This window comes from Variovorax sp. YR752 (assembly GCF_943372545.1).
The window spans coordinates 24,945-47,118 of sequence record NZ_CALRZC010000022.1; the positions used below are offsets into that span (position 1 = coordinate 24,945).

Annotated in this window: 21 protein-coding genes; 9 read left to right on the forward strand and 12 right to left on the reverse strand. The window is 70.6% G+C overall.

Annotated features, from left to right (window positions below):
• Nucleotides 1–14 precede the first annotated feature (14 nt).
• From AAG801_RS07765 to rpe, 7 genes are all read right to left on the reverse strand, one after another.
• Nucleotides 15–998, reverse strand: coding sequence for a 2-dehydropantoate 2-reductase (locus tag AAG801_RS07765; RefSeq protein WP_341887871.1), 984 nt, complete (start codon nucleotides 996–998; stop codon nucleotides 15–17).
• A complete protein-coding gene (locus tag AAG801_RS07770) occupies nucleotides 995–2,311 on the reverse strand; it encodes a HAMP domain-containing sensor histidine kinase (RefSeq protein WP_341887872.1) in 1,317 nt (438 codons plus the stop codon). Before AAG801_RS07770 ends, AAG801_RS07765 begins: the two co-directional genes overlap by 4 nt.
• 181 nt (nucleotides 2,312–2,492) lie before the next feature.
• Nucleotides 2,493–3,173 carry a response regulator transcription factor gene (locus AAG801_RS07775; protein ID WP_341887873.1) on the reverse strand — a complete coding sequence of 227 codons (681 nt, stop codon included), beginning with the start codon at nucleotides 3,171–3,173 and terminating at the stop codon, nucleotides 2,493–2,495.
• Between the two features lie 102 nt (nucleotides 3,174–3,275).
• Nucleotides 3,276–3,653, reverse strand: a complete 378-nt coding sequence (locus AAG801_RS07780) for a methyltransferase (protein WP_341887874.1) — start codon at nucleotides 3,651–3,653, stop codon at nucleotides 3,276–3,278.
• On the reverse strand, nucleotides 3,637–4,107 hold the full coding sequence (locus AAG801_RS07785) for a Spy/CpxP family protein refolding chaperone (RefSeq protein WP_341887875.1): 471 nt from the start codon (nucleotides 4,105–4,107) through the stop codon (nucleotides 3,637–3,639). Before AAG801_RS07785 ends, AAG801_RS07780 begins: the two co-directional genes overlap by 17 nt.
• A 109-nt stretch (nucleotides 4,108–4,216) precedes the next feature.
• Nucleotides 4,217–4,654 carry a response regulator gene (locus AAG801_RS07790; RefSeq protein WP_341887876.1) on the reverse strand — a complete coding sequence of 146 codons (438 nt, stop codon included), beginning with the start codon at nucleotides 4,652–4,654 and terminating at the stop codon, nucleotides 4,217–4,219.
• 69 nt (nucleotides 4,655–4,723) lie between these two features.
• Entirely contained in the window at nucleotides 4,724–5,407 is a 684-nt protein-coding gene (gene rpe / locus AAG801_RS07795; protein ID WP_341887877.1) for a ribulose-phosphate 3-epimerase, read from the reverse strand.
• A 56-nt stretch (nucleotides 5,408–5,463) separates the two neighbouring features.
• On the opposite strand from rpe, the gene apaG reads away from it, so the two are divergent.
• The 3 genes from apaG to AAG801_RS07810 all read left to right on the forward strand — a co-directional run bounded on the left by apaG (nucleotide 5,464) and on the right by AAG801_RS07810 (nucleotide 9,093).
• Nucleotides 5,464–5,838, forward strand: a complete 375-nt coding sequence (apaG, locus tag AAG801_RS07800) for a Co2+/Mg2+ efflux protein ApaG (RefSeq protein WP_341887878.1) — start codon at nucleotides 5,464–5,466, stop codon at nucleotides 5,836–5,838.
• Between the two features lie 8 nt (nucleotides 5,839–5,846).
• Nucleotides 5,847–7,853: a site-specific recombinase gene (locus AAG801_RS07805; RefSeq protein ID WP_341887879.1), complete on the forward strand. Its 2,007-nt coding sequence runs from the start codon at nucleotides 5,847–5,849 to the stop codon at nucleotides 7,851–7,853.
• A 106-nt stretch (nucleotides 7,854–7,959) separates the two neighbouring features.
• A complete protein-coding gene (locus AAG801_RS07810) occupies nucleotides 7,960–9,093 on the forward strand; it encodes an MltA domain-containing protein (protein ID WP_341887880.1) in 1,134 nt (377 codons plus the stop codon).
• A 39-nt stretch (nucleotides 9,094–9,132) separates the two neighbouring features.
• Here AAG801_RS07810 and AAG801_RS07815 read toward each other — a convergent pair whose 3' ends face one another.
• The 3 genes from AAG801_RS07815 to AAG801_RS07825 are packed head-to-tail and all read right to left on the reverse strand — an operon-like array spanning nucleotide 9,133 to nucleotide 11,955.
• On the reverse strand, nucleotides 9,133–10,239 hold the full coding sequence (locus AAG801_RS07815; RefSeq protein ID WP_341887881.1) for a GGDEF domain-containing protein: 1,107 nt from the start codon (nucleotides 10,237–10,239) through the stop codon (nucleotides 9,133–9,135).
• A 52-nt stretch (nucleotides 10,240–10,291) separates the two neighbouring features.
• Complete coding sequence (locus AAG801_RS07820) at nucleotides 10,292–11,410, reverse strand: diguanylate cyclase (protein WP_341887882.1); 1,119 nt, start codon at nucleotides 11,408–11,410, stop codon at nucleotides 10,292–10,294.
• Complete coding sequence (locus AAG801_RS07825; RefSeq protein ID WP_341887883.1) at nucleotides 11,407–11,955, reverse strand: Lrp/AsnC family transcriptional regulator; 549 nt, start codon at nucleotides 11,953–11,955, stop codon at nucleotides 11,407–11,409. Before AAG801_RS07825 ends, AAG801_RS07820 begins: the two co-directional genes overlap by 4 nt.
• Before the next feature lie 136 nt (nucleotides 11,956–12,091).
• Here AAG801_RS07825 and AAG801_RS07830 point away from each other — a divergent pair, with 136 nt between their 5' ends.
• The 4 genes from AAG801_RS07830 (at nucleotide 12,092) to AAG801_RS07845 (ending at nucleotide 17,520) form a co-directional block, all read left to right on the forward strand.
• Complete coding sequence (locus AAG801_RS07830) at nucleotides 12,092–15,640, forward strand: indolepyruvate ferredoxin oxidoreductase family protein (protein WP_341887884.1); 3,549 nt, start codon at nucleotides 12,092–12,094, stop codon at nucleotides 15,638–15,640.
• A gap of 146 nt (nucleotides 15,641–15,786) precedes the next feature.
• Nucleotides 15,787–16,326 carry a cytochrome b gene (locus tag AAG801_RS07835; RefSeq protein WP_341887885.1) on the forward strand — a complete coding sequence of 180 codons (540 nt, stop codon included), beginning with the start codon at nucleotides 15,787–15,789 and terminating at the stop codon, nucleotides 16,324–16,326.
• A 16-nt stretch (nucleotides 16,327–16,342) separates the two neighbouring features.
• A complete protein-coding gene (locus AAG801_RS07840) occupies nucleotides 16,343–16,906 on the forward strand; it encodes a YceI family protein (protein ID WP_341887886.1) in 564 nt (187 codons plus the stop codon).
• A gap of 47 nt (nucleotides 16,907–16,953) precedes the next feature.
• Nucleotides 16,954–17,520, forward strand: coding sequence for a YceI family protein (locus tag AAG801_RS07845; RefSeq protein WP_341887887.1), 567 nt, complete (start codon nucleotides 16,954–16,956; stop codon nucleotides 17,518–17,520).
• A gap of 96 nt (nucleotides 17,521–17,616) precedes the next feature.
• Here AAG801_RS07845 and AAG801_RS07850 read toward each other — a convergent pair whose 3' ends face one another.
• Complete coding sequence (locus tag AAG801_RS07850; RefSeq protein WP_341887888.1) at nucleotides 17,617–19,413, reverse strand: response regulator; 1,797 nt, start codon at nucleotides 19,411–19,413, stop codon at nucleotides 17,617–17,619.
• Nucleotides 19,414–19,479: 66 nt separating this feature from the next.
• Between AAG801_RS07850 and AAG801_RS07855 the strand changes: the two genes are divergently transcribed.
• The gene (locus AAG801_RS07855) at nucleotides 19,480–20,049 is read left to right on the forward strand and encodes a YceI family protein (RefSeq protein ID WP_341887889.1); all 570 of its coding nucleotides are present in this window, start codon (nucleotides 19,480–19,482) and stop codon (nucleotides 20,047–20,049) included.
• A 7-nt stretch (nucleotides 20,050–20,056) separates the two neighbouring features.
• Here AAG801_RS07855 and AAG801_RS07860 read toward each other — a convergent pair whose 3' ends face one another.
• Complete coding sequence (locus tag AAG801_RS07860) at nucleotides 20,057–20,674, reverse strand: 2-dehydro-3-deoxy-6-phosphogalactonate aldolase (RefSeq protein ID WP_341887890.1); 618 nt, start codon at nucleotides 20,672–20,674, stop codon at nucleotides 20,057–20,059.
• A gap of 315 nt (nucleotides 20,675–20,989) precedes the next feature.
• Here AAG801_RS07860 and AAG801_RS07865 point away from each other — a divergent pair, with 315 nt between their 5' ends.
• Nucleotides 20,990–22,156: a TRAP transporter substrate-binding protein gene (locus AAG801_RS07865; protein ID WP_341887891.1), complete on the forward strand. Its 1,167-nt coding sequence runs from the start codon at nucleotides 20,990–20,992 to the stop codon at nucleotides 22,154–22,156.
• Nucleotides 22,157–22,174: the final 18 nt, after the last annotated feature.

Here is a 22,174-nt window from a genome sequence, read left to right on the forward strand (position 1 = left end):
CGCAGGCAGCAGCGTCAGCGCGCCGGGTACAGCCCGTGCACGCGGCCGAACAGCCGCGTCAGGCCGAGCAGCGCACCGATGGCCGGCATCGGCTCGCCCAGGCGAGTGCCGATCTCGTGCACCGCGCCGACGATCGCATCGAGCTCGATCGCGCGGCCGGCCTCCACGTCCTGCAGCATCGAGGTCTTGAAGGCGCCGAGCTTCGCGGTGACCGCGTGGCGCTCTTCCGCTGACTGCGAGATCGCGCAGCCGATGCGCGCACCGATCGCCGCGGCCTCCTGCATTGCCGCCGAGCAGAACTCACGCACCAGCGGGTCGCCGAGGATGCCGTCGATGGTCGCGCCGGTGATCGCGCTGACCGGGTTCATCGTCAGGTTGCCCCACAGCTTGTACCAGGCGTCGTAGCGAACGTTCTCGGCATGTGTCGCGTCGAAGCCGGCGTGGGCGAGCAGGTCCACCACGCGCTGCGCACGCTCGCTGCGGCCGCCGCGCGGCTCGCCGACGATCAGGCCCTGGCCCATCCTGTGCTGCACGAGACCAGGCTCGGGCGCGGAGGTGCTGGCGTGCACCACGCAGCCGAGCACACGCTCGAAGGGAATCGCCGCGGCGATCTCGCCGCCGGGGTCGACGCTGGAAAGGATCACGCCCTCGAAGCCGGGCACGCCGGCACAAAACCACCAGGGCACGCCGTTCATCGCCGGCAGCACGATCGTCTGCGGCCCGAGCAGCGGGGCGATGCTGCGCGCGACGGCGGTCAGCGCCGGACCCTTCACCGCGATGACCACCAGGTCCTGCGCGCCGAGCTCGGCCGCGCTGTCGCTGGCGCGGGCCGGCGCCGTGACGAGGCCGCCTGCCGTGTTCAAACGCCAGCCCTGCCCGCGCAGCGCCGCCAGCGTGGCGCCACGCGCCAGCGCGCTGACCTCTGCCCGCCCCGCCGCCGCGAGCTTCGTGCCGATGAAACCGCCGATGGCCCCGGCGCCGACGATGCAGACCTTCATCGCGTGTCCTTCCGATTCGATGGGCCGGCATTCTGATCCACCGGCCGCCAGCGCATCGCCACGCGCAGCCCCGGCACCGCGCGCTCGATGCGCAGCTCGCCGCCATGCGCCTGCGCCACCAGCCGGCACAGGTACAGGCCCAGGCCGACACCGCCGGCGCTGCGCGTGCGCGCGCTGTCGGCGCGGTAGAAGGGTTCGGCCAGTCGCTGCAGCTGCTCGTCGCTGACGCCGGGGCCGTGATCGCGCACGCCGAGCGTGAGCATGCCGTCGTCGCCGCGCGAGAGGAACACCGTCGGCGCTTCGGCCGCACCGGCGCTGTGGCGCAGGGCGTTGTCGATCAGGTTGCGCAGCAGCAGGCGCAGCCGCGTCGGGTCGGCCGTCACCGGGGCGAGGGCCTCGGCGATGTCGAAACGCAGGTCGCGGCCGGCGAACGAGGCCTCGGCCAGCTCGTGCGCCAGCGCGGCCAGGTCCACACGCTCCGTCTGCAGCGCCGCGTGGCCGGCGGCGAGGCGTTCGCTTTCGAGCAGGTCGGTGATCAGGTCGCGCATCTCGCCGAGGTCGCGCAGCAGCGCGTCGCGGTGCTCGCCCTCGGGCACCAGCTCGGCGTTGACCCGCGCGCGTGTCAACGGGCTGCGCAGCTCGTGGCTGATGGCCAGCAGCAACGCGCGCTTGGCGTCGAGCATGCCCTGCAGGCTGCCGGCCATGCGGTTGATGCGCTCGGCCAGGTCGGCCAGCTCGTCGTTGTGAGCCGTGACGATCGGCTGCCCGAACTCGCCGCGGCCGAAGCGCGCCACGCCCTCGCCGATCGCCTCCAGCGGACGCAGCAGGTGGCGCACGTAGGCATAGGCCAGTGCGGTCAGCAGCAGCAGCCCGGCCAGCGTGAACCAGCCGAACAGGCGCGGCCGCGACTCCGGCGACGGCCCGGCCAGGCCGAAACCGATGCGGTGGCCGTCGGCGCTGCTGCGCACCAGCCCCCAGTGCGTGGGGTCGAAACGGCGCTCGCGCAGCGACTCGTCGCGCGGGTGCGAGTCGTACTGCACCTGCGGCCCGTCGATGCGGATCGTGACCGGCAGCCGCGCCACGATCGCCGCGGCGCGCGCCGGGTCGGGCGGCGAGCCGATCTCGGCGACCAGCCGGTCGGCGTAGTCAGCAATGATCGGCTTGACCCAGCCTTGCCAGCCCGACTGCAGCGCGCGCTGCGTGCCGAACATGAACACCGCCGTGGTCGCCAGCGCGAGCAACAGGAACAGCGTGACCAGCCGCCACCTCAGCGAATGGCGCCAGCGCTTGTGCGCTTCCTTCCAACGCTTCATGACCACCCCTCGTCCGACGGGTACGTCGGCCGATCCCCCGTGGGGAACGACGGCCGCGGCTCCATGCTCGCCTGCGCGAGCATGGACGGCCGGAGTGCCAGCCCCGTCTCGGGGCTGGCGCAGGCCGGCTTGGGAGCGGCCCTGCGCTCGGCCTGCTGGCCGCGCGTCGACACAAGGCGCCTCACTCGCGAGCCCCGGCGAAGGTGTAGCCGGCGTTGCGCAGGGTCTTGATGAACTGCAGCGGCTCGAGCTTGCGGCGCAGCCGGCTGACCAGGATGTCGACCGCGCGGGTGTGGATGTCCTCGGCCGCCTGGCCGCGCAGGCGCTCGAGGATGTCGTCGCGGTGGAACACCTTGTTCGGCGCGCCGGCCAGCAGCGTCAGCAGCTCGAACTCGGTGCCGGTGAGCTCGACCGGCTCGCCCTCGCGCTGCACGCTGCGCCGGTCGAGGTCGATGACCAGACCCTCGAAGCGCCAGACGCGGCCGTTGGACGGTGCCGCGGCAGGCACACGCCGCAGCACGGTCTGGATGCGCGCCAGCAGTTCGCGCGGCTCGAAGGGCTTGGGCAGGTAGTCGTCGGCGCCGAGCTCGAGGCCGACGACGCGGTCCATCACGTCGCCGCGTGCGGTCAGCATGACGATCGGCAGGCTGCTGTCCTTGCGGATGGTGCGGCACAGCTCGAAGCCGTCCATCTCCGGCAGCATGACGTCGAGGATCGCGGCATCGAAGCCACCGGCACGCAGCAGCGCCAGGCCCTGGCTCGGCCGCGTGGCATGGGTCAGCTCGAAGCCCGAGCGCGCGAAGTAGGTGGCCAGCGGCGCGCCCAGGGCTTCGTCGTCGTCGATCAGCAGCAGTCGGGGCATGAACAAGTGAGGCGTAGCGGGCCGGCGCCGGGCCGCTCCCAAGCCGGACCGCGCCCCCTCGGGGGGCTGGCCGATGTACTCGTCGGACGGGGGGTTGTCATTTCAGAACCAGCGCGGCACCTCGGCCGCGTAGTCACTGTACCAACCGCCGTAGCGGCGGCGCAGTTGCGCCTCTTCGACCGGCAGCAGCCAGCGGTCCACCGCCGCGAAGCCGAGCAGCGCGGCGGCCATCCAGGCCGTCGAGGCCAGCGCCAGGCCGAGGCCGAGCAGCGCCACGGCAGCACCCAGGTACATCGGGTGGCGGCCGAGCGCAAACGGGCCGTGGTCGACCAGCACGCGCGCCGGCCCGGCCTCGGTCAATGGCGCGGGCGCCCGAACCAGGCACCAGGCGGCCCAGGCCGCCCAGGCGAGGCCGGCGCCGGCCATCCCCAGGCCGAGCCCGGCGGCGGCAAGGCTCAGCGCCTCAGCCGCGCCAGCCATGGCGGCCCCGGCTCATGAACTCGCGCAGCTTGGCCTGCTGCTCGGGGCGCAGGCTGTCGTAGAAGTCGCCGAAGGCGGCGATCAGCTCGGGGCTCTTGGTGTTGATCGCCGCCGTCTTCGCATCGACCAGCGCCTTCGCCTTGGCGCGGTCGAAGGTCGTCCCGGCGACCAGCGACTGCAGTTCCGCGCGCGGGTTGCCGCCGGCCACCAGCGCATTGCGCTGTTCGCGCAGCTTGTCGGCGACGACACCCAGCTTCGCCTTCTGCGCCTCGTCGAGCTCGAGCTTGCTCGCAGCTTTCTCGACCATGCGCGACTTCATCTTCGCCGCGTCTTCCTCGCTCATCGCCTGCCAGCCGTGGCCGTGGCGCGGGCCGTGCGAGCAGGCCGCCAGGCTGCCGAACAGCACGCTGGCGCCGAACACGCCGATCAGGGTTCGTTTGATCCAGGTCTTCATCATCGCGCTCCATCGATGGGCCGCTCGGGCCCGGGTTGTGATGAAGCGATGGTGCGGGCCGACCCCGGCCACGTCCTTTCGGCGCGGTATCGTCGCGTAACGTTTCTTGTCACGCGCCGCTGCGGGCGCGGCGCGCGGCCACCTCGGCGAGGGCGCGGTCGACGCCGGCGAGCAGGCGCGCGGCATCGATCGGCTTGGGCCAGTAGTCCTTCGCCCCCAGGCTCATCGCCTTGACGACGTCGATCGAGAAGGAGTCGGCCGTCAGCAGGATCACGTGCAGCCGGTTCTGCGAGATCGGCTCGCTGAGCGCGCGCACCACCTCGAGGCCGCCGATATCGGGCAGGTGCATGTCGAGCAGCACCACGTCGGGCATGTCGCGCTGCGCGGCGGCGACGCCTTCGCGGCCCGACGCCGCCTGCAGCAGGCGCACGCGCGGCTTGGCGGCCAGCACCCCTTCGACCAGTTGCCGGCAGATCGGATCGTCCTCGATGCACAGCACGCTCCCGGCCGGGCCATCCGGCAACGGGGTGAAGGGGTCGAGGGTCATGCCAGCCACCCGGTGTTCAGCGCGAGCGCCCGATTCTGGACCCGCACAGCCGCCGCGTCGACGGTGGGGTCAGCGCGCCAGCCGTTCGCGCATCGCGTCGACCACCGCCTTGTAGTCGCGCTGGCCGAAGATCGCGCTGCCGGCCACGAAGGTGTCGGCGCCGGCGTCGGCCACCGCACGGATGTTGTCGATCTTGATGCCGCCGTCGACCTCGAGACGGATGTCGCGGCCGCTGGCGTCGATCAGCTTGCGCGCCTGGGCCACCTTCTTCAGCGCCGCCGGGATGAAGCTCTGCCCGCCGAAGCCCGGGTTGACGCTCATGATCAGCACCAGGTCGACCTTGTCGATCACCCACTCCAGCACGTCCAGCGGCGTGGCCGGGTTGAACACCAGGCCGGCCTGGCAGCCTTCGGCCTTGATCAGCTGCAGCGTGCGGTCGACATGCGCGCTGGCCTCCGGGTGGAAGCTGACCAGGTCGGCGCCGGCCTTGGCGAAGGCCTGCGCCAGTGCGTCGACCGGCTGCACCATCAGGTGCACGTCGATCGGCGCGCGCTGGCCGGCCGGCGTGACGGCGTGCTTGCGCAACGCCTCGCAGACCATCGGGCCGAAGGTCAGGTTGGGCACGTAGTGGTTGTCCATCACGTCGAAGTGGATCCAGTCGGCGCCGGCGGCCAGCACGTCGCGCACCTCCTCGCCGAGGCGGGCGAAGTCGGCGGAAAGAATGCTCGGAGCAATTCGAAATGTGGTCGTCATGGCAGATGGGCCCTGGGGATCGAGGGAATTCTAGGTGCGCTCCTAGAATGCGCCGCATGGCCCGACCCGAGTTCACCAACACCGTCGTGGTGCGACCGCTGCCCGAGCAGTCGGACCCGGCCGAAGGCGTGCACGCCTTCGCCTACACGATCACCATCCGCAACAGCGGCGACGTGACCGCGCAGTTGATCGCCCGCCACTGGATCATCACCGACGCCGAAGGCCAGGTCGAGGAGGTGCGCGGGCTCGCGGTGGTCGGCCACCAGCCGCTGCTCAAGCCCGGCGAGAGCTTCGAGTACACCAGCTGGACGCGCATCCCCACGCCGCACGGCACGATGCGCGGCACCTTCTACTGCATGACCGAGGACGCCCGCCCGTTCGACGCGCCGGTGCCCGAGTTCGGGCTGACCACGGCGTCGGCGCTGCATTGAGCGCCTCGATGGCGCGCACCGGCTCGGGCTGGGACCTGACCGCGCTGCTCAACGCAGCCGACCCGAAGGCGCCGCTGGCCGAGCGCCAGCTGTGGCTGGTGCGGCTGATGGAGTGGCTGCGCCGCGCGCCGGTGGAAGGCGAGGCGGCGCGCAACACGCCGCTGCCGGTGCTGCGCCTGAAGCACCTGCTCAACGTGCTGCAGCGCAACCAGCCGCAACGCGACGCGGTCGGCGCGGTGCTGGCGCGCTTCTGGCGCGAGGTCGATACCGTCGCGTTGCTCGCCGACTTCGGCTTCTCGCCGCGCATGAACTTCTTCGGCGAGCTCGGCCAGCGGCTGCGCCTGCGCCTGCTGCCGATCACGCCGGAGACGCAGGACCTGGGCGAGCTGTTCGCCCTGCTGTTCCCGCGCGAGCGCGACGCGCACTGGCTGGCGGCGATCGACGACGAGACACTCGCGCGCCTGACCGAGTTGCTTGCGCCGATGCTGGCCGGCTGGCAGGGCGCGGCGAACGACTGGCGCACCCCGCTGCTCGACAGCATCGCCTACCTCGCCGCCGCGGTGCGCGCCTCCGGCCATGCCGGCGCGCTGCGCCAGCGCATGAGCGCGGAACTGCTCGCCGACGACCCGTTCCGCCAGCTCGCCAGCGCCGCCGAACGGCTGGCCGAACGTGCGCGCGACGCCGAGCCGACGGCGCTGCTGCAGGAGGCGAGCTACCTGCGCGCCTTGCTCGATGCCTGCCGACGCTGTGCGAGCAGCGTGCGGGCCCACCTCGAGCAGTTCGGCGTGTCGATCGACGTGGTCTTCGAGGTCGACCAGCTGCGCGCACGCTGCGAGCGCATCGAGGCGCTGCTCAACACGCTGCTGGCGCCGCAGCCCGCGCGCGAGCTGCTGCACCTGATCGCCAGCCTGGCCCAGCAGGCCGAGGCGCGGCGCGGCATCCGCAGCCTGTTCGCACGCCACTACTCGCTGCTGGCGCGCAAGGTGGCCGAGCGCGGCGCCGAGACCGGCGAGCACTACATCACCCGCGACCGCACCGAGTACGGCGCCATGCTGCGCGCTGCCGCGGGCGGCGGCGCGGTGATCGTCGCCACCACCTTCGTCAAGTTCCTCGTCGGCGCGCTCGGCTTCGCGGCCTTCTGGGCCGGCTTGCTCGCCGGCATCAACTACGCGGCGAGCTTCGTGATCATCCACCTGCTGCACTGGACGGTGGCGACCAAGCAGCCGGCGATGACCGCGCCGGCGATGGCCGAGAAGCTGTCGGACGTGTCCGACGACAGCCGCGTCGAGGCCTTCGTCAACGAGGTGGCGCACCTGATCCGCTCGCAGGCGGCCGGCATCTTCGGCAACCTGATGGTCGCCGGGCCGGGGGTGCTGGCGGTGCAGCTCGGCACGCAGGCGCTGTTCGGCCAGCCGCTGGTCGGCACCGAGTCCGCCGAGTACGTGCTGCACTCGCTGACCCTGCTCGGCCCCACCGCGCTCTACGCCGCCTTCACCGGCGTGCTGCTGTTCGCCAGCTCGCTGATCGCCGGCTGGGCGGAGAACTGGTTCGTCTGGCACCGCCTGGACAGCGCGATCGCCTGGAATCCGCGCTCGATCGCACTGCTCGGCGCGGCACGCGCCCGGCGCTGGGGCGCCTGGTGGCGCGCCAACATCTCCGGCCTGGCCGCGAACATCTCGCTCGGCCTGATGCTCGGCCTGGTGCCTGCGCTGGCCAGCTTCTTCGCGCTGCCGATCGAGGTGCGCCACGTCACGCTGTCCACCGGCCAGCTGGCCGCGGCGCTGGGCGCCCTGGGCACCGGCGTGCTGCACGAGGCGGCGTTCTGGTGGTGTGCCGCCGGCATCGCCGTCACCGGCGTGCTCAACCTGACGGTCAGCTTCGTGCTCGCCTTCAAGGTGGCGCTGCGCTCGCGCGGCATCCGCCTGGCCGACCGCAGCCGCATCTACCGCGCCATCCGCGCGCGCATGCGCCGCCAGCCGCTGTCTTTCGTGCTGCCGCCGAAGGAGTCACTCTGAATCGTCGCGCCGGCGCTCGCCCTTGCGGCGGCCGGAGAACATCGTCCACCACACGATGAGCAGCAGGATCACGAGCGCGCCGAGCGCTTCCAGCAGAATCAACCACATGACGATGTTCCGATGCCGCGGATGGATGGGCGCGGCGATTCTAGGAGGGCTGGCCGCCTGCGCGGTGGTGCCTGAAGCCACGACGCCCCCGGCCACCCCGCCGCCCACCGCCGCCACACCGGTGCTCCCCGGCCAACCCATCGTGCGCACGAAGTCGCGCTGGCTGCCGGTCGACTGGACGGAGCTGCCGGGCTGGAACAGCGACACGACACGCGAGCTGTGGCCTGCCCTGCAGCGCGGCTGCGACAAGCCGGCGCCGGGTTGGGAAGGCGTCTGCGTCGCCGCGCGCGGCCACGTACCGGCCACCGATGCCGACGCGCGCGCCTGGCTGCAGATGCGCCTGCGGCCCTACCGCGTCGAGGCGCTGGACGGCGCGACCGAAGGCCTGGCCACCGGCTACTTCGAGCCGCTGATCGAGGCCCAGCGCCAGCCGCGGGGTGCCTTCCGCGTGCCGCTGCATGCGCTGCCCGACGACCTGGCCACCCGCAAGCCCTGGTGGACGCGCCAGCAGATCGAGACCCTGCCCGCCGCACAGGCGGCGCTGCGCGGCCGCGAGCTGGCCTACGTGGCCGACCCGCTCGACGCCTTGCTGCTGCAGGTGCAGGGCTCGGGCCGGCTGATGCTGAGCGACAACGGCGCACGCCGGCAGCTGCGCGTGGCCTACGCGGGGCACAACGACCAGCCCTACAAGTCGGTCGGCCGCTGGCTGATCGAGCAGGGCGAACTGAAGCCCGAGCAAGCCTCCTGGCCGGCGATCAAGGCCTGGGCACGCGCCAACCCGAAGCGCCTGAACGAACTGCTGTGGAGCAACCCGCGCTACGTGTTCTTCCGCGAGGAGGCGCTGCCCGACCCGGCCGTCGGCCCGAAGGGCGCGCAGGCCGTGCCGCTGACGCCGGGGCGTTCGATCGCCGTCGACCCGCAATCGGTGCCCTACGGCACGCCGGTCTGGCTGGACACCACCGAGCCCTTGTCGAGCACGCCGCTGCGCCGCCTGGTGATGGCGCAGGACACCGGCAGCGCGATCACCGGCGCCGTGCGTGCCGACTACTTCTGGGGCTGGGGCGACGACGCCGAGGCGCAGGCCGGGCGCATGAAGCAGCCGCTGCGCATGTGGGTGCTCTGGCCGCGCTGAGCGCGGCTGCTCGTGCAGTTCTGCCGCGCCGGGCGCGGCTCAGGCCATCACCGTGCGGTTGCGCCCACCGGTCTTGGCGCGGTACATGGCCTGGTCGGCCTGCTCGACCACCTGCTCCAGCGTCTGGTCGGGGGCGAACGCGACGAGGCCGGCAGAGAAGGTCACCGCCAGCCCCGGCGCCACCGTCTCGAACGAGGCCCGGGCCAGCTGTGCGCGGATGCGCTCGACCACCATCGCCGCCTGCTCGGGCGCAGTGCCTTCGAGCATCAGCAGGAACTCCTCGCCACCCCAGCGCGCCAGCACGTCGGTGCTGCGCAGCGCCGTGCGCCCGGCCTCGGCGAAGCCCCTGAGCACGGCGTCGCCGGCATGGTGGCCATGGCCGTCGTTGATGCGCTTGAAGTGGTCCAGGTCCATCAGCACCAGGCTGAGCGGCTCGCCGCTGCGCTGTGCGCGGGCCTGCGCATCGCGGATCAGGCTCGTCATGTGGCGGCGGTTGAACAGCCCGGTCAGTTCGTCCTGCGTGGCCAGCAGGCGGATCTGCGCCAGCGCCTCGGCGAGTTCGTCCTTCTGCTGCTTGAGCCGCGCACGCAGCGCGCCCATGCGCAGCGACAGCACGCCGACGCCGGCCAGCACGATCACCGCGAAGGCGAAGTGCACCGCCTCGATCAGCGGCGGGTAGCGCTGCGGATCGACGCGGCTCTTCCACAACATCACGGCGCTGAGCAGCACGAAGGCGAGCAGCACCAGGCTGCGCGCATGCGCCGGCCGCAGCGCGAACATGCCGAACACCAGGATCAGCACCAGCAGCGTCATCACCGCGCCGCGCGCCGGGCCGGTGATGGCGTAGGAGCCGACCATCGAGAGCACGCCCCAGACCATCTGCGGCACGGTCATCGCCGGGTCGGCCAGCGCCTCGCTCATGCCCGAGCGGACCAACAGGTAGAAGCCGAAGGTGCCGGCCAGGTTGAACAGCGTCAGCAGGTTCGAGGCCTGCGCATCGATCAGCCCCAGTTCGACCTCGGCCTGTTGCACGATCGCGAACAGCACGTAGACCACCAGGGCCACCAGAACCTGGGACACGCGCACGCGCCGATGCCCGGCCGGGCCGAGCAGAAGGTCGTTGATCGAGGAGACGGAGCCGCTCATGCCGTCAGGTATCGGCCGGTCGCGGCGAGCCTTGAGGCACTTCGCGCCGCGCTCAGCCCGACACCACCTTGTTGCGCCCCTGCTGCTTGGCCTGGTAGAGCGCACGGTCGGCGCGGGCGATCGCCTCCACCGGCCGCTCGCCGCGCTGCAGCTCGACGACGCCGGCGGACAGCGTGAAGGCCAGCGGCGCGTTGTCGCGGCCAGCGCCATGCTCGATCCGCATCGCTTCCACCCGCGTGCGCAGCCGCTCGACGCTGAGCCGGGCGGCCGTGATCGGCGTGTCGGGCATCAGCAGCATGAACTCCTCGCCGCCCCAGCGCGCCAGCACGTCGGTGCTGCGCAGCGCCGCCTGCGCTTCCTTCGCGAAGGCGCCGAGCACGCGGTCGCCGGTCGGGTGACCGTGGGTGTCGTTGATGCGCTTGAAGCGGTCGATGTCGAGCACCGCCAGGCAGAGGCGGCCGCCGAGGCGTTCGCAGCGCTCGCGCTCGGCCTCGATCAGCGCGGCCATGTGGCGGCGGTTCGCCAGGCCGGTCAGCTCGTCGCGGTGGGCCAGCTCCTGGATGCGCGCCAGCGCGTCCTGCAGCTCGGCCTTCTGGCTTCGCAGCCGGTCGCGCAGCCGGCTGAGCTGGCCGGCAAGCATGGACACCGCCGGCAGCATGATCGCGATGACCAGGAAGTGCGCGAACTCGACCTCGGGGCGGTAGATGGCCGGCGAGAGTTGCACCATCAGCGCCATTGCGCTGCCGAACAGCAGCAGCGCCAGCAGACTGAGCCGGCGCACCTGGCGCGGCGTCAGCGAGTACAGGCCGAACATCAGGATCACCATCATGATCGGGAACACCGCGCCGCGGCCGCGCCCGGCCAGCATGTAGGCGACGGCGCCGATGGCCAGCGCGAAGGCCATCTGCGGCACGGTCAGCGAGGGGTCGGCGCAGCGCAGGTTGGCGCCGCTGCGGATCGCCGCGTAGAAGCCGGCCATGCCGCCGAGTCCGACCACGACCAGTGCCGCCACCGGCCACGGCGGCGCCATGCCCATCAGCACGAGGTAGGTCATGCCGGCAGCGCTGTACAGCATCAGGCCGCAGGCCAGGCCGCAGCGTGCCGCGCGCACACGCTGGCGCGGGTCGTCGCCGAGCAGCCAGTCGACCAGTGACTCCATGCGGTGATTCATCGCACCACCTCCGCCGCGCCGCGCAGGTGGCCCAGCGGCAGCGCGCCGCCGGACTTCACCTCGCCGAGCGAGAAGCTGGTGTGGATGTCCTTCACGTGCGGCAGGTTGAGCAGCACGTCGAGCGCGAAGCGCGAGAAGGCGTCGAGGTCGGTGGCCATCACCTGCAGCTCGAAGGTGCCCGAGCCGCTGATGTAGTGGCAGGCGATCACCTCGGGAATGCGGCGGATCGCCTCCTCCAGCACGCGCGTGGCGGCGGCGTTGTTGCGGTCGGCGTCGATGCGCACGAAGGCCAGCACGCCCAGGCCGATCTTGCGCCGGTCGATCTCGGCGCGGTAGCCGATGATGAATCCCTGCTCCTCCAGCCAGCGCACGCGCCGCCAGGTCGGCGCAGCGGACAGGCCGATGCGCGAGGCCAGTTCGGCGTTCGACAGGCGTGCGTCTTGCTGCAGCGCGCGCAGGATCGCTATGTCGTAGCGGTCGAGCTGCGCGCCGTGCGGCTCGATGGCCTCGGCGGTCGCCTCTGGGGTTTTCCCTGAAGTGGCCATATCGAGCGTGATTCTGACTTCATACGAGCTATTCGAGCAAGAGTCTTTCCCAATCAGGCCTTATCAGGGCAACGAAAGAAAGCACCTGCAGCCCCCGAATCTCTACACTCGTGCTCGCCCCAACACGGAGCTGGCCATGAACGCACCCCTTCCCGAGGCGATCCGCAAGGCACTGGAAAGCGCCTCGCTCGACGACAAGTACAACCTCGACCATGGCCGTGCCTTCATGAGCGGCGTGCAGGCGCTGGTGCGCCTGCCGATGCTGCAGCGCCAGCGCGACCTGGCCGCGGGGCTGAACACCGGTGGCTTCGTCAGCGGCTACCGCGGCAGCCCGCTGGGCGGCTACGACCAGGCACTGATGGCGGCGAAGAAGCACCTCGACGCCCACCACGTCGTCTTCCAGCCCGGCGTCAACGAGGAACTCGGCGCCACCGCGGTGTGGGGCACGCAGCAGCTCGACCTGTATCCGCAATCGAAGAAGTACGACGGCGTGTTCGGCATCTGGTACGGCAAGGGCCCGGGCGTGGACCGCTGCTCCGACGTCTTCAAGCACGCCAACATGGCCGGCACCGCCAAGCACGGCGGCGTGATCGCCATCGCCGGCGACGACCACGTGGCCAAGAGCTCGACCGCCGCGCACCAGAGCGACCACATCTTCAAGGCCTGCGGCCTGCCGGTGTTCTTCCCGTCCAGCGTGCAGGACATCCTCGACATGGGCCTGCACGCCTTCGCGATGAGCCGCTACGCCGGCGTCTGGTCGGGCATGAAGACGATCCAGGAGGTGGTGGAATCGTCGGCGTCGGTGAGCGTCGACCCCGACCGCGTGAAGATCGTGCTGCCCGAGGACTTCACCATGCCGCCGGGCGGCCTGCACATCCGCTGGCCCGACGCCGCGCTCGAGCAGGAGGCCCGGCTGTTCGACCACAAGTGGTACGCCGCGCTGGCCTACGTGCGCGCCAACAGGCTGAACTACAACGTGGTCGAGGGCCCGAACGACCGCTTCGGCATCATCGCCAGCGGCAAGGCCTACAACGACACCCGCCAGGCGCTGGCCGATCTCGGCCTGGACGACAGCACCTGCCGGCGCCTCGGCATTCGCCTGCACAAGGTCAACGTGGTGTGGCCGCTGGACGCGACCATCACGCGCGAGTTCGCGCAGGGGCTGCAGGAGATCCTGGTCGTCGAGGAGAAGCGCCAGGTCATCGAATACCAGATCAAGGAAGAGCTCTACAACTGGCGCCCCGACGTGCGCCCGAACGTGCTGGGCAAGTTCGACGAGCCGGAGGGCGACTTCTCCGGCGGCGAATGGGCCATGCCCAACCCGAGCGAGAACTGGCTGCTGCGCGCCAAGGCCGACCTGACGCCGGCGATCATCGCCAAGGCGATCGCCAAGCGGCTGAAGAAGCTCGGCTTTGCGCCGGACGGCAGCGAGGTTGCCGCGCGCATGGACCAGCGGCTGGACGTGCTCGCGCAGCGCGAGCGCGCGATGCTGACGATGAAGTCCGACACCGGCGAACGTGCGCCCTGGTTCTGCAGCGGCTGCCCGCACAACACCAGCACCCGCGTGCCGGAAGGCTCGCGCGCGCTGGCCGGCATCGGCTGCCACTTCATGTCGATCTGGATGGACCGCAGCACCAGCACCTTCAGCCAGATGGGCGGCGAAGGTGTGGCCTGGGTCGGCCAGGCGCCGTTCACGACCGACACGCATGTGTTCGCCAACCTCGGCGACGGCACCTACTTCCACAGCGGCCTGCTCGCCATCCGCCAGAGCATCGCCGCCGGCGTGAATATCACCTACAAGGTGCTCTACAACGACGCCGTCGCGATGACCGGCGGCCAGCAGGTCGGTGAACGCCCCGAGGGCCACTCGGTGCTGCAGATCCAGAAGAGCCTGATCGCCGAGGGCGTGAAGAAGCTGGTGATCGTCACCGACGAGCCGGAGAAGTATTCCGGCGTCACGCTCGAAGCCGGCGTCACGGTGCACCACCGCGACGAGCTCGACACCATCCAGCGCCAGTTCCGCGAGATCCCCGGCTGCACCGCGCTGATCTACGACCAGACCTGCGCCACCGAGAAGCGCCGCCGCCGCAAGCGCGGCAAGCTGGCCACGCCTGCCAAGACCGTGGTCATCAACGAACTGGTCTGCGAGGGCTGCGGCGACTGCTCGGTGCAGAGCAACTGCCTGAGCGTCGAGCCGGTCGAGACCGAGTTCGGCCGCAAGCGCCGCATCAACCAGAACACCTGCAACAAGGACTACTCCTGCGTGAAGGGCTTCTGCCCGAGCTTCGTCACGGTCGAGGGCGGCACGCTGAAGAAGGCTCAGAAGCAGAAGAAGGGCGACCTGTCGGCCCTGCCGCCGCTGCCCGAGCCGAGCCTGCCGCTGGCGGAAACTGCCTGGGGCATCGTGGTCGGCGGTGTCGGCGGCACCGGCGTCATCACCATCGGGCAACTGCTCGGCGTGGCGGCCCATCTGGAAGGCCGCGGCGTGGTCACCCAGGACGCTGGCGGCCTGGCGCAGAAGGGCGGCGCGACCTGGAGCCACATCCAGATCGCCAACCGGCCCGATGCCATCTTCACGACCAAGGTCGACACCGCCAAGGCCGACCTGGTGATCGCCTGCGACGCCATCGTGGCGGCCAGCAAATACACGATGAGCGTGATGCGCGAGGGCCGCACCTTCGTCGCGCTGAACACCCACGGCACGCCGACCGCGGCCTTCGTGCGCAACCCGGACTGGCAGTTCCCCGGCGGCAATTGCGAGGCGGCCGTGGCCACCGCGGTGGGCACCGCGATGGTCGGCGCCTTCGACGCCGAGCAGGCCTCGGTGCAGTTGGTCGGCGACTCGATCTACACCAACCCGCTGCTGCTCGGCTACGCCTGGCAGAAGGGCCGCGTGCCGCTGAGGCACGCCGCGCTGATGCGCGCCTTCGAGCTCAACGGTGTGCAGGTCGACAACAACAAGGCGGCCTTCGAATGGGGCCGGCGCTGCGCGCACGACCTGGCCTCGGTGCAGGCGCTGTACCAGGCCGCGGCGGTGATCGAGTTCGTCAGGAAGCCCTCGCTCGACGAGGTGGTGGCCAAGCGGGTCGACTTCCTCACCGGCTACCAGGACGGCGCCTACGCGGCACAGTACAAGGCCTTCGTCGACAAGGTCCGCGCCGCCGAAGCGCCGCTGGCGAGCACGAAGCTGAGCGAAGCGGTGGCCCGCTACCTGTTCAAGCTGATGGCCTACAAGGACGAGTACGAGGTCGCCCGCCTGCACACCGACGCCGCCTTCACGAAGAAGATCGCCGACATGTTCGAGGGCGACATCAAGCTGGTCCACCACCTAGCCCCGCCGATGCTGGCGAAGACGAACGACAAGGGCGAGCTGGTCAAGCAGCCCTTCGGCCCGTGGATGCGCACGGCCTTCGGCCTGCTGGCGAAGTTCAAGGGCCTGCGCGGCGGCGCGCTCGACCCCTTCGGCCGCACCGAGGAGCGCAGGACCGAACGCGCGCTGATCGGCGAGTACCGCACCTGCATCGAGGAACTGCTGCGCGGCCTGAATGCGGCGCGGCTGCCGGCGGCGGTGGAGATCGCCCGCATCCCCGAGGAGATCCGCGGCTACGGCCACGTCAAGGCCCGCCACCTGGCGGCGGCGCGGGCCAAATGGGCGACGCTGATGGCGCAGTGGCGCGCGGGCTGAGCCCCGGCTCGACACATCGCCTCACAAAGCCGGTTCCCGGCGAGGGAACCGGCAGTTCTTTTGAACGGTCACGTCAAGCGACGTGAAGCCAATTTGAATGGTCGCCGCCTACAGTGCGGACCTTCGGCTTCACCGAACGCCCGGCCATGACCACATCCTCCAAGCGCTACACCGGCACCGCGATCGCCCTGCATTGGCTGCTGGCGCTGGCCATTCTCGGTTCCTTCGTGGTCGGCCTGTACATGACCGAGCTGCCGATGTCGCCGCAGCGCCTGAAGCTCTACAACTGGCACAAGTGGGCCGGCATCGTGATCCTGACGCTGTCGGCGATCCGCCTGCTGTGGCGCCTGACGCACCGCCCGCCCGCCGACGTGCCGATGCCGGGCTGGCAGCGCAAGACCTCGCACGCCGTGCACCTCGCGCTGTATGGGCTGTTCTTCGCTGTGCCGCTGGCCGGCTGGGCCTACAGCTCGGCGGCCGGCTTTCCGATCGTCGTCTTCGGCGTGATCCCGCTGCCCGACTTCGTCTCACCGGACAAGGAACTCGCCGAGGCGATCAAGCCTCTTCACAAGATCCTCGCCTACACGATGGCCGCGCTGGTGCTCGGCCATGTGGCGGCGGCCTTCAAGCACCACTTCGTCGACCGCGACGGCCTGCTCGACCGCATGCGTCCCGGCCGCGCCTGACTCCCACGCCACCTTCATGAAAACCTACCTCGCCATCAGCACGCTCGCCGTCCTCGCCACGTTCGCCGCGCCGGCCTGTGCCCAGCAAGTGGTCTCCGCCGGCAGCGAGATCGCCTTCACCAGCAAGCAGATGGGCGTGCCGGTGGACGGCAAGTTCCGCAAGTTCGACGCCAAGGTCGCCTTCGACCCGAAGAAGCCCGAGGCGGCGAACATCGGCTTCACCATCGACCTGGCGAGCGTGTCGCTCGGCGCCGCCGAAACCGAGGCCGAGGTGGTCAAGCCGGACTGGTTCGACACCAAGAAGTTTCCGCAGGCCACCTTCCAGAGCAGCGCGGTGAAGGCCGCCGGCGCCGGCAAGTACGAGGTCGCCGGCAAGCTGACGATCAAGGGCGCGACGCAGAACGTGATCGTGCCGGTCGCGCTCGCCCAGGCCGGCGGCACCACCACTGCCACCGGCGCCTTCGTCATCAAGCGGCTGGACTTCCGCATCGGCGACGGCGACTGGAAGGACACCTCGATGGTCGCCAACGACGTGCAGGTCAAGTTCAAGCTGGCGCTGACCGGCGTCGGCGCGCTCTGAGCTCCCGCATTCATTTCCCCTTCAACACCCTCAGGAGAGGCTTTCCCATGACCAAGACCCTGCTCGCCACCGCCCTGCTGGCCGCCGCCGGCTTCGCCCAGGCGCAGAGCGCGACCTACGCCATCGACCCGACGCACACCTTCGTGAATTTCGAGGCCACGCACTTCGGCACCTCGACGCTGCGCGGCCGCTTCGACCGCAAGGAAGGCACGGTCCAGTTCGATCGCGCGGGCAAGAGCGGCAAGGCCGAGATCACCATCGACCTGACGTCGGTGAGCACCGGCGTCGGCCCGCTGGACGGCCACCTGAAGAGCAAGGATTTCTTCGACGCTGCCAACAACCCCACCGCCAAGTTCGTCGCCGACAAGTTCGCCTTCAACGGCGACAAGGTGACGGAAGTCGCCGGCACGCTGACGATGTCCGGCAAGACCAACCCGGTCGTGCTGAAGGCCAGCAACTTCAACTGCTACCAGAACCCGATGCTCAAGCGCGAGGTCTGCGGCGGCGACTTCGAGACCACGCTGGTGCGCAGCCAGTACGGCATCACCTACGGCCTGCCGGGCATCCCGGACAACATCCGCCTGCTGATCCAGATCGAGGCGGTCAAGCAGTAAACGTCAGCCCCCGGCCGACGGCTACGTCGGCCCGCCCCCGAGGGGGCGCGCGGGCCGGCTTGGGAGCGGCCCGGCGCTCGGCCCGCTGCGCCGCCCTCAACGGTCGCCGAGGTGGCGCTGCAGCAACTCGGCGAGCTCGGTCTCGCCGAAGGGCTTGGCGAGGTGGTCATCCATGCCGGCCTCGAGGCTGCGTTGCCGATCGCCCTCCAGCGCATTGGCGGTGAGCGCGACGATGCGCTGCGGTGCCTGGCCACTGTGCTGCTCGCGGGCACGAATGCGGCGGGTGGCCTCGAAGCCGTCCATGCCTGGCATCTGGCAGTCCATCAGCACCAGGTCGTAGCGGCGTTCGGCCAGGCGCGCCACGGCCTGCGCGCCGTCGTCGACGGTGTGCACCACCAGCCCGGCGCGTGTGAGGATGGCCTCGGCGACCAGCGCGTTGACCGGGTTGTCCTCGACCAGCAGCACCTCGCCGCGCAGCCGCTCGCCCACGGCCGGCGGCGGCGCGGGCGAGGCCGGCTCGCTGGGCGGCAGAGGCACCCGCAGCACGAAGCGCGCGCCGGCGCCGGTCGGGTGGTCGTGGCACGTCAGCTCGCCACCCATCGCACGCGCCAGCTCGCGCGAGATGGCCAGCCCGAGCCCGGTGCCCCCGTGCTTGCGGCCGAACGATCCGTCGCCCTGGCGAAAGGGCTCGAAGATGCGCTCGCGCTCGTCGGGCGGAACCCCCTCGCCGCTGTCGATCAGGTCGAACACGATCGGGCCGGCGGCGGCGCCGTCGCCACGCACGCACAGTTCGATGTGCCCCTGCGCGGTGAACTTGACCGCATTGCCGGTCAGATTCAGCAGCACCTGGCGCAGCCGCGCCGCGTCGCCGCGGACCCAGCAGGGCCGCGCCAGCGTGTAGGTCGACGTGAAGCTCAGGCCTTTCTCTGCCGCCGACACATGCGTCAGCTCGGCCACCCCGGACACCAGTTCAGCCAGGTCGAACGGCGCTGGCGCCAGCGTCAGATGGCCGCTCTCGATCTTCGAGTAGTCGAGCACGTCGTTGATCAGCCCGAGCAGGTGCCGGCCGGTGCTCTCGAGCATGCCGAGGTAGCGCTCGGCCTGCGGCGCCCCCTCTCGCGCCAGTGCGGCCAGGCTGAGCATGCCGTGCAGCGGCGTGCGCATCTCGTGGCTCATGGTGGCGAGGAACTGGCCCTTGGCGGCGCTGTGCCGCTCGGCCAGGTCCAGCGCCTGCTGGCGCTGCGCCGCGAGGATGGCCGTCTCGAAGCGCAGGCGCAGCATCGTGCGCGTGGCCCGCGCGGCGCGCCGCCCCTCGGAGACGATCAGGCCGAGGAAGATCGCCATCGCAGTGGCCGCGTAGAACGACAGCCGCGTGCCCAGCGTCAGCTGGTAGACGATCGGCGGCGCCAGCACCGGCACGCAGAACGCCATGCAGGCCACGAACCGCGACGACAGCACGATCAGCCCGACCGCCGCGATGCCGATCACCGTCGCGATCATCAGTGCCGCGGCCTCGGGCGACTGCAGCGGCAGCAGCCACGTTCCGATCAGGCCATAGACGACGCCGTCGATGGCGACGGCCCCCTCGTACAGGCGCCCCCAGCGCGGCTCGCCCGCGAGCCCGCTGCGCGCGTGGCGCCAGGCGATCACGACGCGGGCGGCGCAGACGAGCAGCTTCAGCGCCAGCCAGGCCAGCAGCGTCGTGTGCGCCACCACGTTCCACAGCAGGCTGCACAGCAGCAGGCCGATCGGCACGCCCAGCAGGTTGGAGATGCGCGTGCGTTCGAACAGCAGCCCGATCTGCGCACGCTCGACGCGGCGCTCGAGATCGCCCCAGTCCGGGTCACCGGTGTCGGTGGCACCTGTGGCGCGGGTGTCGGTGGGGGTACGCATCGTGCGACGGGATGCCGGTCGCGAATTCTCACATCGCCGGGCGGCCGCGCACCCACAATGACATCAATGAAGCGCCGAATCGTTCTCGCCCTCAGCGTGGCCGCGGCGGCGACCGCCACCGCCCAGCCCGTGGGCTACCGCTTCGACCCGACGCACAGCTTCGTGCACTTCGAGGTCATGCACTTCGGCACCGCGACGCTGCGCGGCCGCTTCGGCCCGCTCGAGGGCTACGCGACGCTGGATGCGAGCGCTCGCCACGGCAGCGTGTCGCTGCGCGTGCCGACGAAGATCGTCAGCACCGGGCTGCCGGTGCTCGACAGCCGGCTGCGCCAGGCCGACCTGTTCGACAGCGAGGCCCAGCCCGAAGCCTTCTTCGTCGCCGAGCGTTTCGTGTTCGACGGCGACAGGCTGCAGGAAGTGCGCGGCGAGATCACGCTGCGCGGCATCAACCGCCCACTGGCGCTGCGCGCGCAGCGCTTCTCCTGCGGCACGCACCCGATCCTCAAACGCCCCTGGTGCGGCGGCGACTTCGAGGCCGAGCTGCAGCGCAGCGACTTCGGCATGAGCTTCGGCCTGCCGCTGGTGGCCAACCGCGTGCGCCTGCTGGTGCAGGTCGAGGCGATCGCCGATCAATAGACCGTCGTCAACGCGCGGCCTGCCAGGCCGCGACGAACTCGCGCGCGACGGCAGCGATCTCTGTAATCGCCATGCCCGGCTTGAAGAGCTGGCTGCCGATGCCGAAGCCGCTGGCGCCGGCCTTCACCCACCCGGCCAGGCTCGCTGGCGTGATGCCGCCGACCGGCCACAGCCCGGTGCCCGCCGGCAGCACCGAGGCCATCGCCTTCAGCCCCGCCGTGCCGATCACCTCGGCCGGAAACAGCTTCAGCACATTCGCACCGGCGGCCAGCGCCGCGAAGGCCTCGGTCGGCGTGGCCACGCCGGGCGCCACGAACAGGCCGAGCTGGCGCGCGCGCGCGATCACGGCGGCATCGAAGTTCGGCGAGACCATCAGGCGGCCACCGGCGGCGTGCACCGCGTCGACATCGGCCGGCGTCAGCATCGTGCCGCCGCCGACCAGCGCATCGGCCGGCGCGTTGCGCGCGATCGTGGCGATGCCCTGCAGCGCGCCGGGCCGGTTCAGCGGCACCTCGACGATGCGAAAGCCGGCATCGAACAGTGCGCTCGCGACATCGGCGGCGCGTTCGGGCTCCAGGCCGCGCAGGATCGCCACCAGGGGTAGCCGTGCATCGCGAGTCGCCATGGCCCGGATGGTAACCGCGGGGCCGGTCGTGCCTCGCCGGGCTTCCGGCACGCCATTCCAGTTCAAACAGCTTTGACTGGCAGGTTGGAGCGCCTCGCCGCGGCACGCGTGGCGCTGCGTGCACGGCGCCGCGCTCACCACCCATCACCGGGTACGTAGAACCCACATGTCGGGTTACCCCCGGAACCGTTCCGGGGCCCGATCGGTATGGTTGCAGCATGAGCCGTCGATGTGCGGTGCGCGAACGCGCATAGCCGAACGACGCGCGCGGCCAGCACGGCGCGCACCCGTCCACCCTACGACATGGAGACAAGGATGACCGACAAGACCTCTCACGCGACGAACACGCCGGCGCCGACCGCCACGCCCCCGTCCCGTCGCCGCTTCCTGGGATCGGCGGCGGCCGGCGTGGCCGGCGCTGCGGCCCTGACGGCGCCGATGGTGGCTGTTGCCCAGTCGCCGGTGGTGCTGAAGATGCAGGGCGCCTGGGGCGCCAAGGACATCTTCAACGAGATGGCCGAGGAGTACGTCAAGCGTGTCAACGAGATGTCCGGCGGGCGCCTTCGCATCGACTACCTCGTGGGCGGCGCAGTCGTCAAGCCGTTCGAGGTGATGGACGCCACCAGCAAGGGCGTGCTCGATGCCTGCCACAGCGTGCCGGTCTACTGGTACGGCAAGAGCAAGGTCGCGTCGCTGTTCGGCTCCGGCCCGATCAACGGCTGCGATGCTCCGCAGACGCTGGCGTGGATCTACCGCGGCGGCGGCCTGGACCTCTACAACGAGCTGCTCAAGAAGATCAACCTCGACGTGGTCGGCTACTTCGCGATGCCGATGCCGACCCAGCCGCTGGGCTGGTTCAAGAAGCCGCTGGCCAGCGCGGCGGACCTGAAGGGCCTGAAGTACCGCACCGTCGGCCTGGCCGCCGACCTGATGCAGGAAATGGGCGTCAAGGTCACGCAGCTGCCGGGCGGCGAGATCGTGCCGGCGATGGACCGCGGCGTCATCGAGGCCTTCGAGTTCAACAACCCGACCTCGGACCGCCGCTTCGGCGCCCAGGACGTGGCCAAGAACTACATGATGGGCAGCTTCCACCAGGCGATGGAGTTCTTCGAGATCGCCTTCAACAAGAAGAAGCACGACTCGCTGCCCAAGGATCTGCAGGCCATCCTTCGCTACGCCGCCGAGGCGGCGTCCTCGTCCAACTGGTGGACGGCGATGGACAACTACTCGAAGGACCTCGACGAGCTGATCAACAAGGACAAGGTCAACGTGATCCGCACGCCGAAGTCGATCTTCGCCGAGCAGCTCAAGGCCTGGGACACGGTCACCAAGCGCCTGTCCGACGAGGATCCGTTCTTCAAGAAGGTGGTCGACAGCCAGCGCGCCTGGTCCAAGCGCGTGGCCAAGTACATGTTCCTCAACGAGGCCGACTACCAGCTCGGCTACGAGCACATCCACGGCAAGATCCCGGGTCTGTCCTGACCCTGCTTCGGGGAGCCG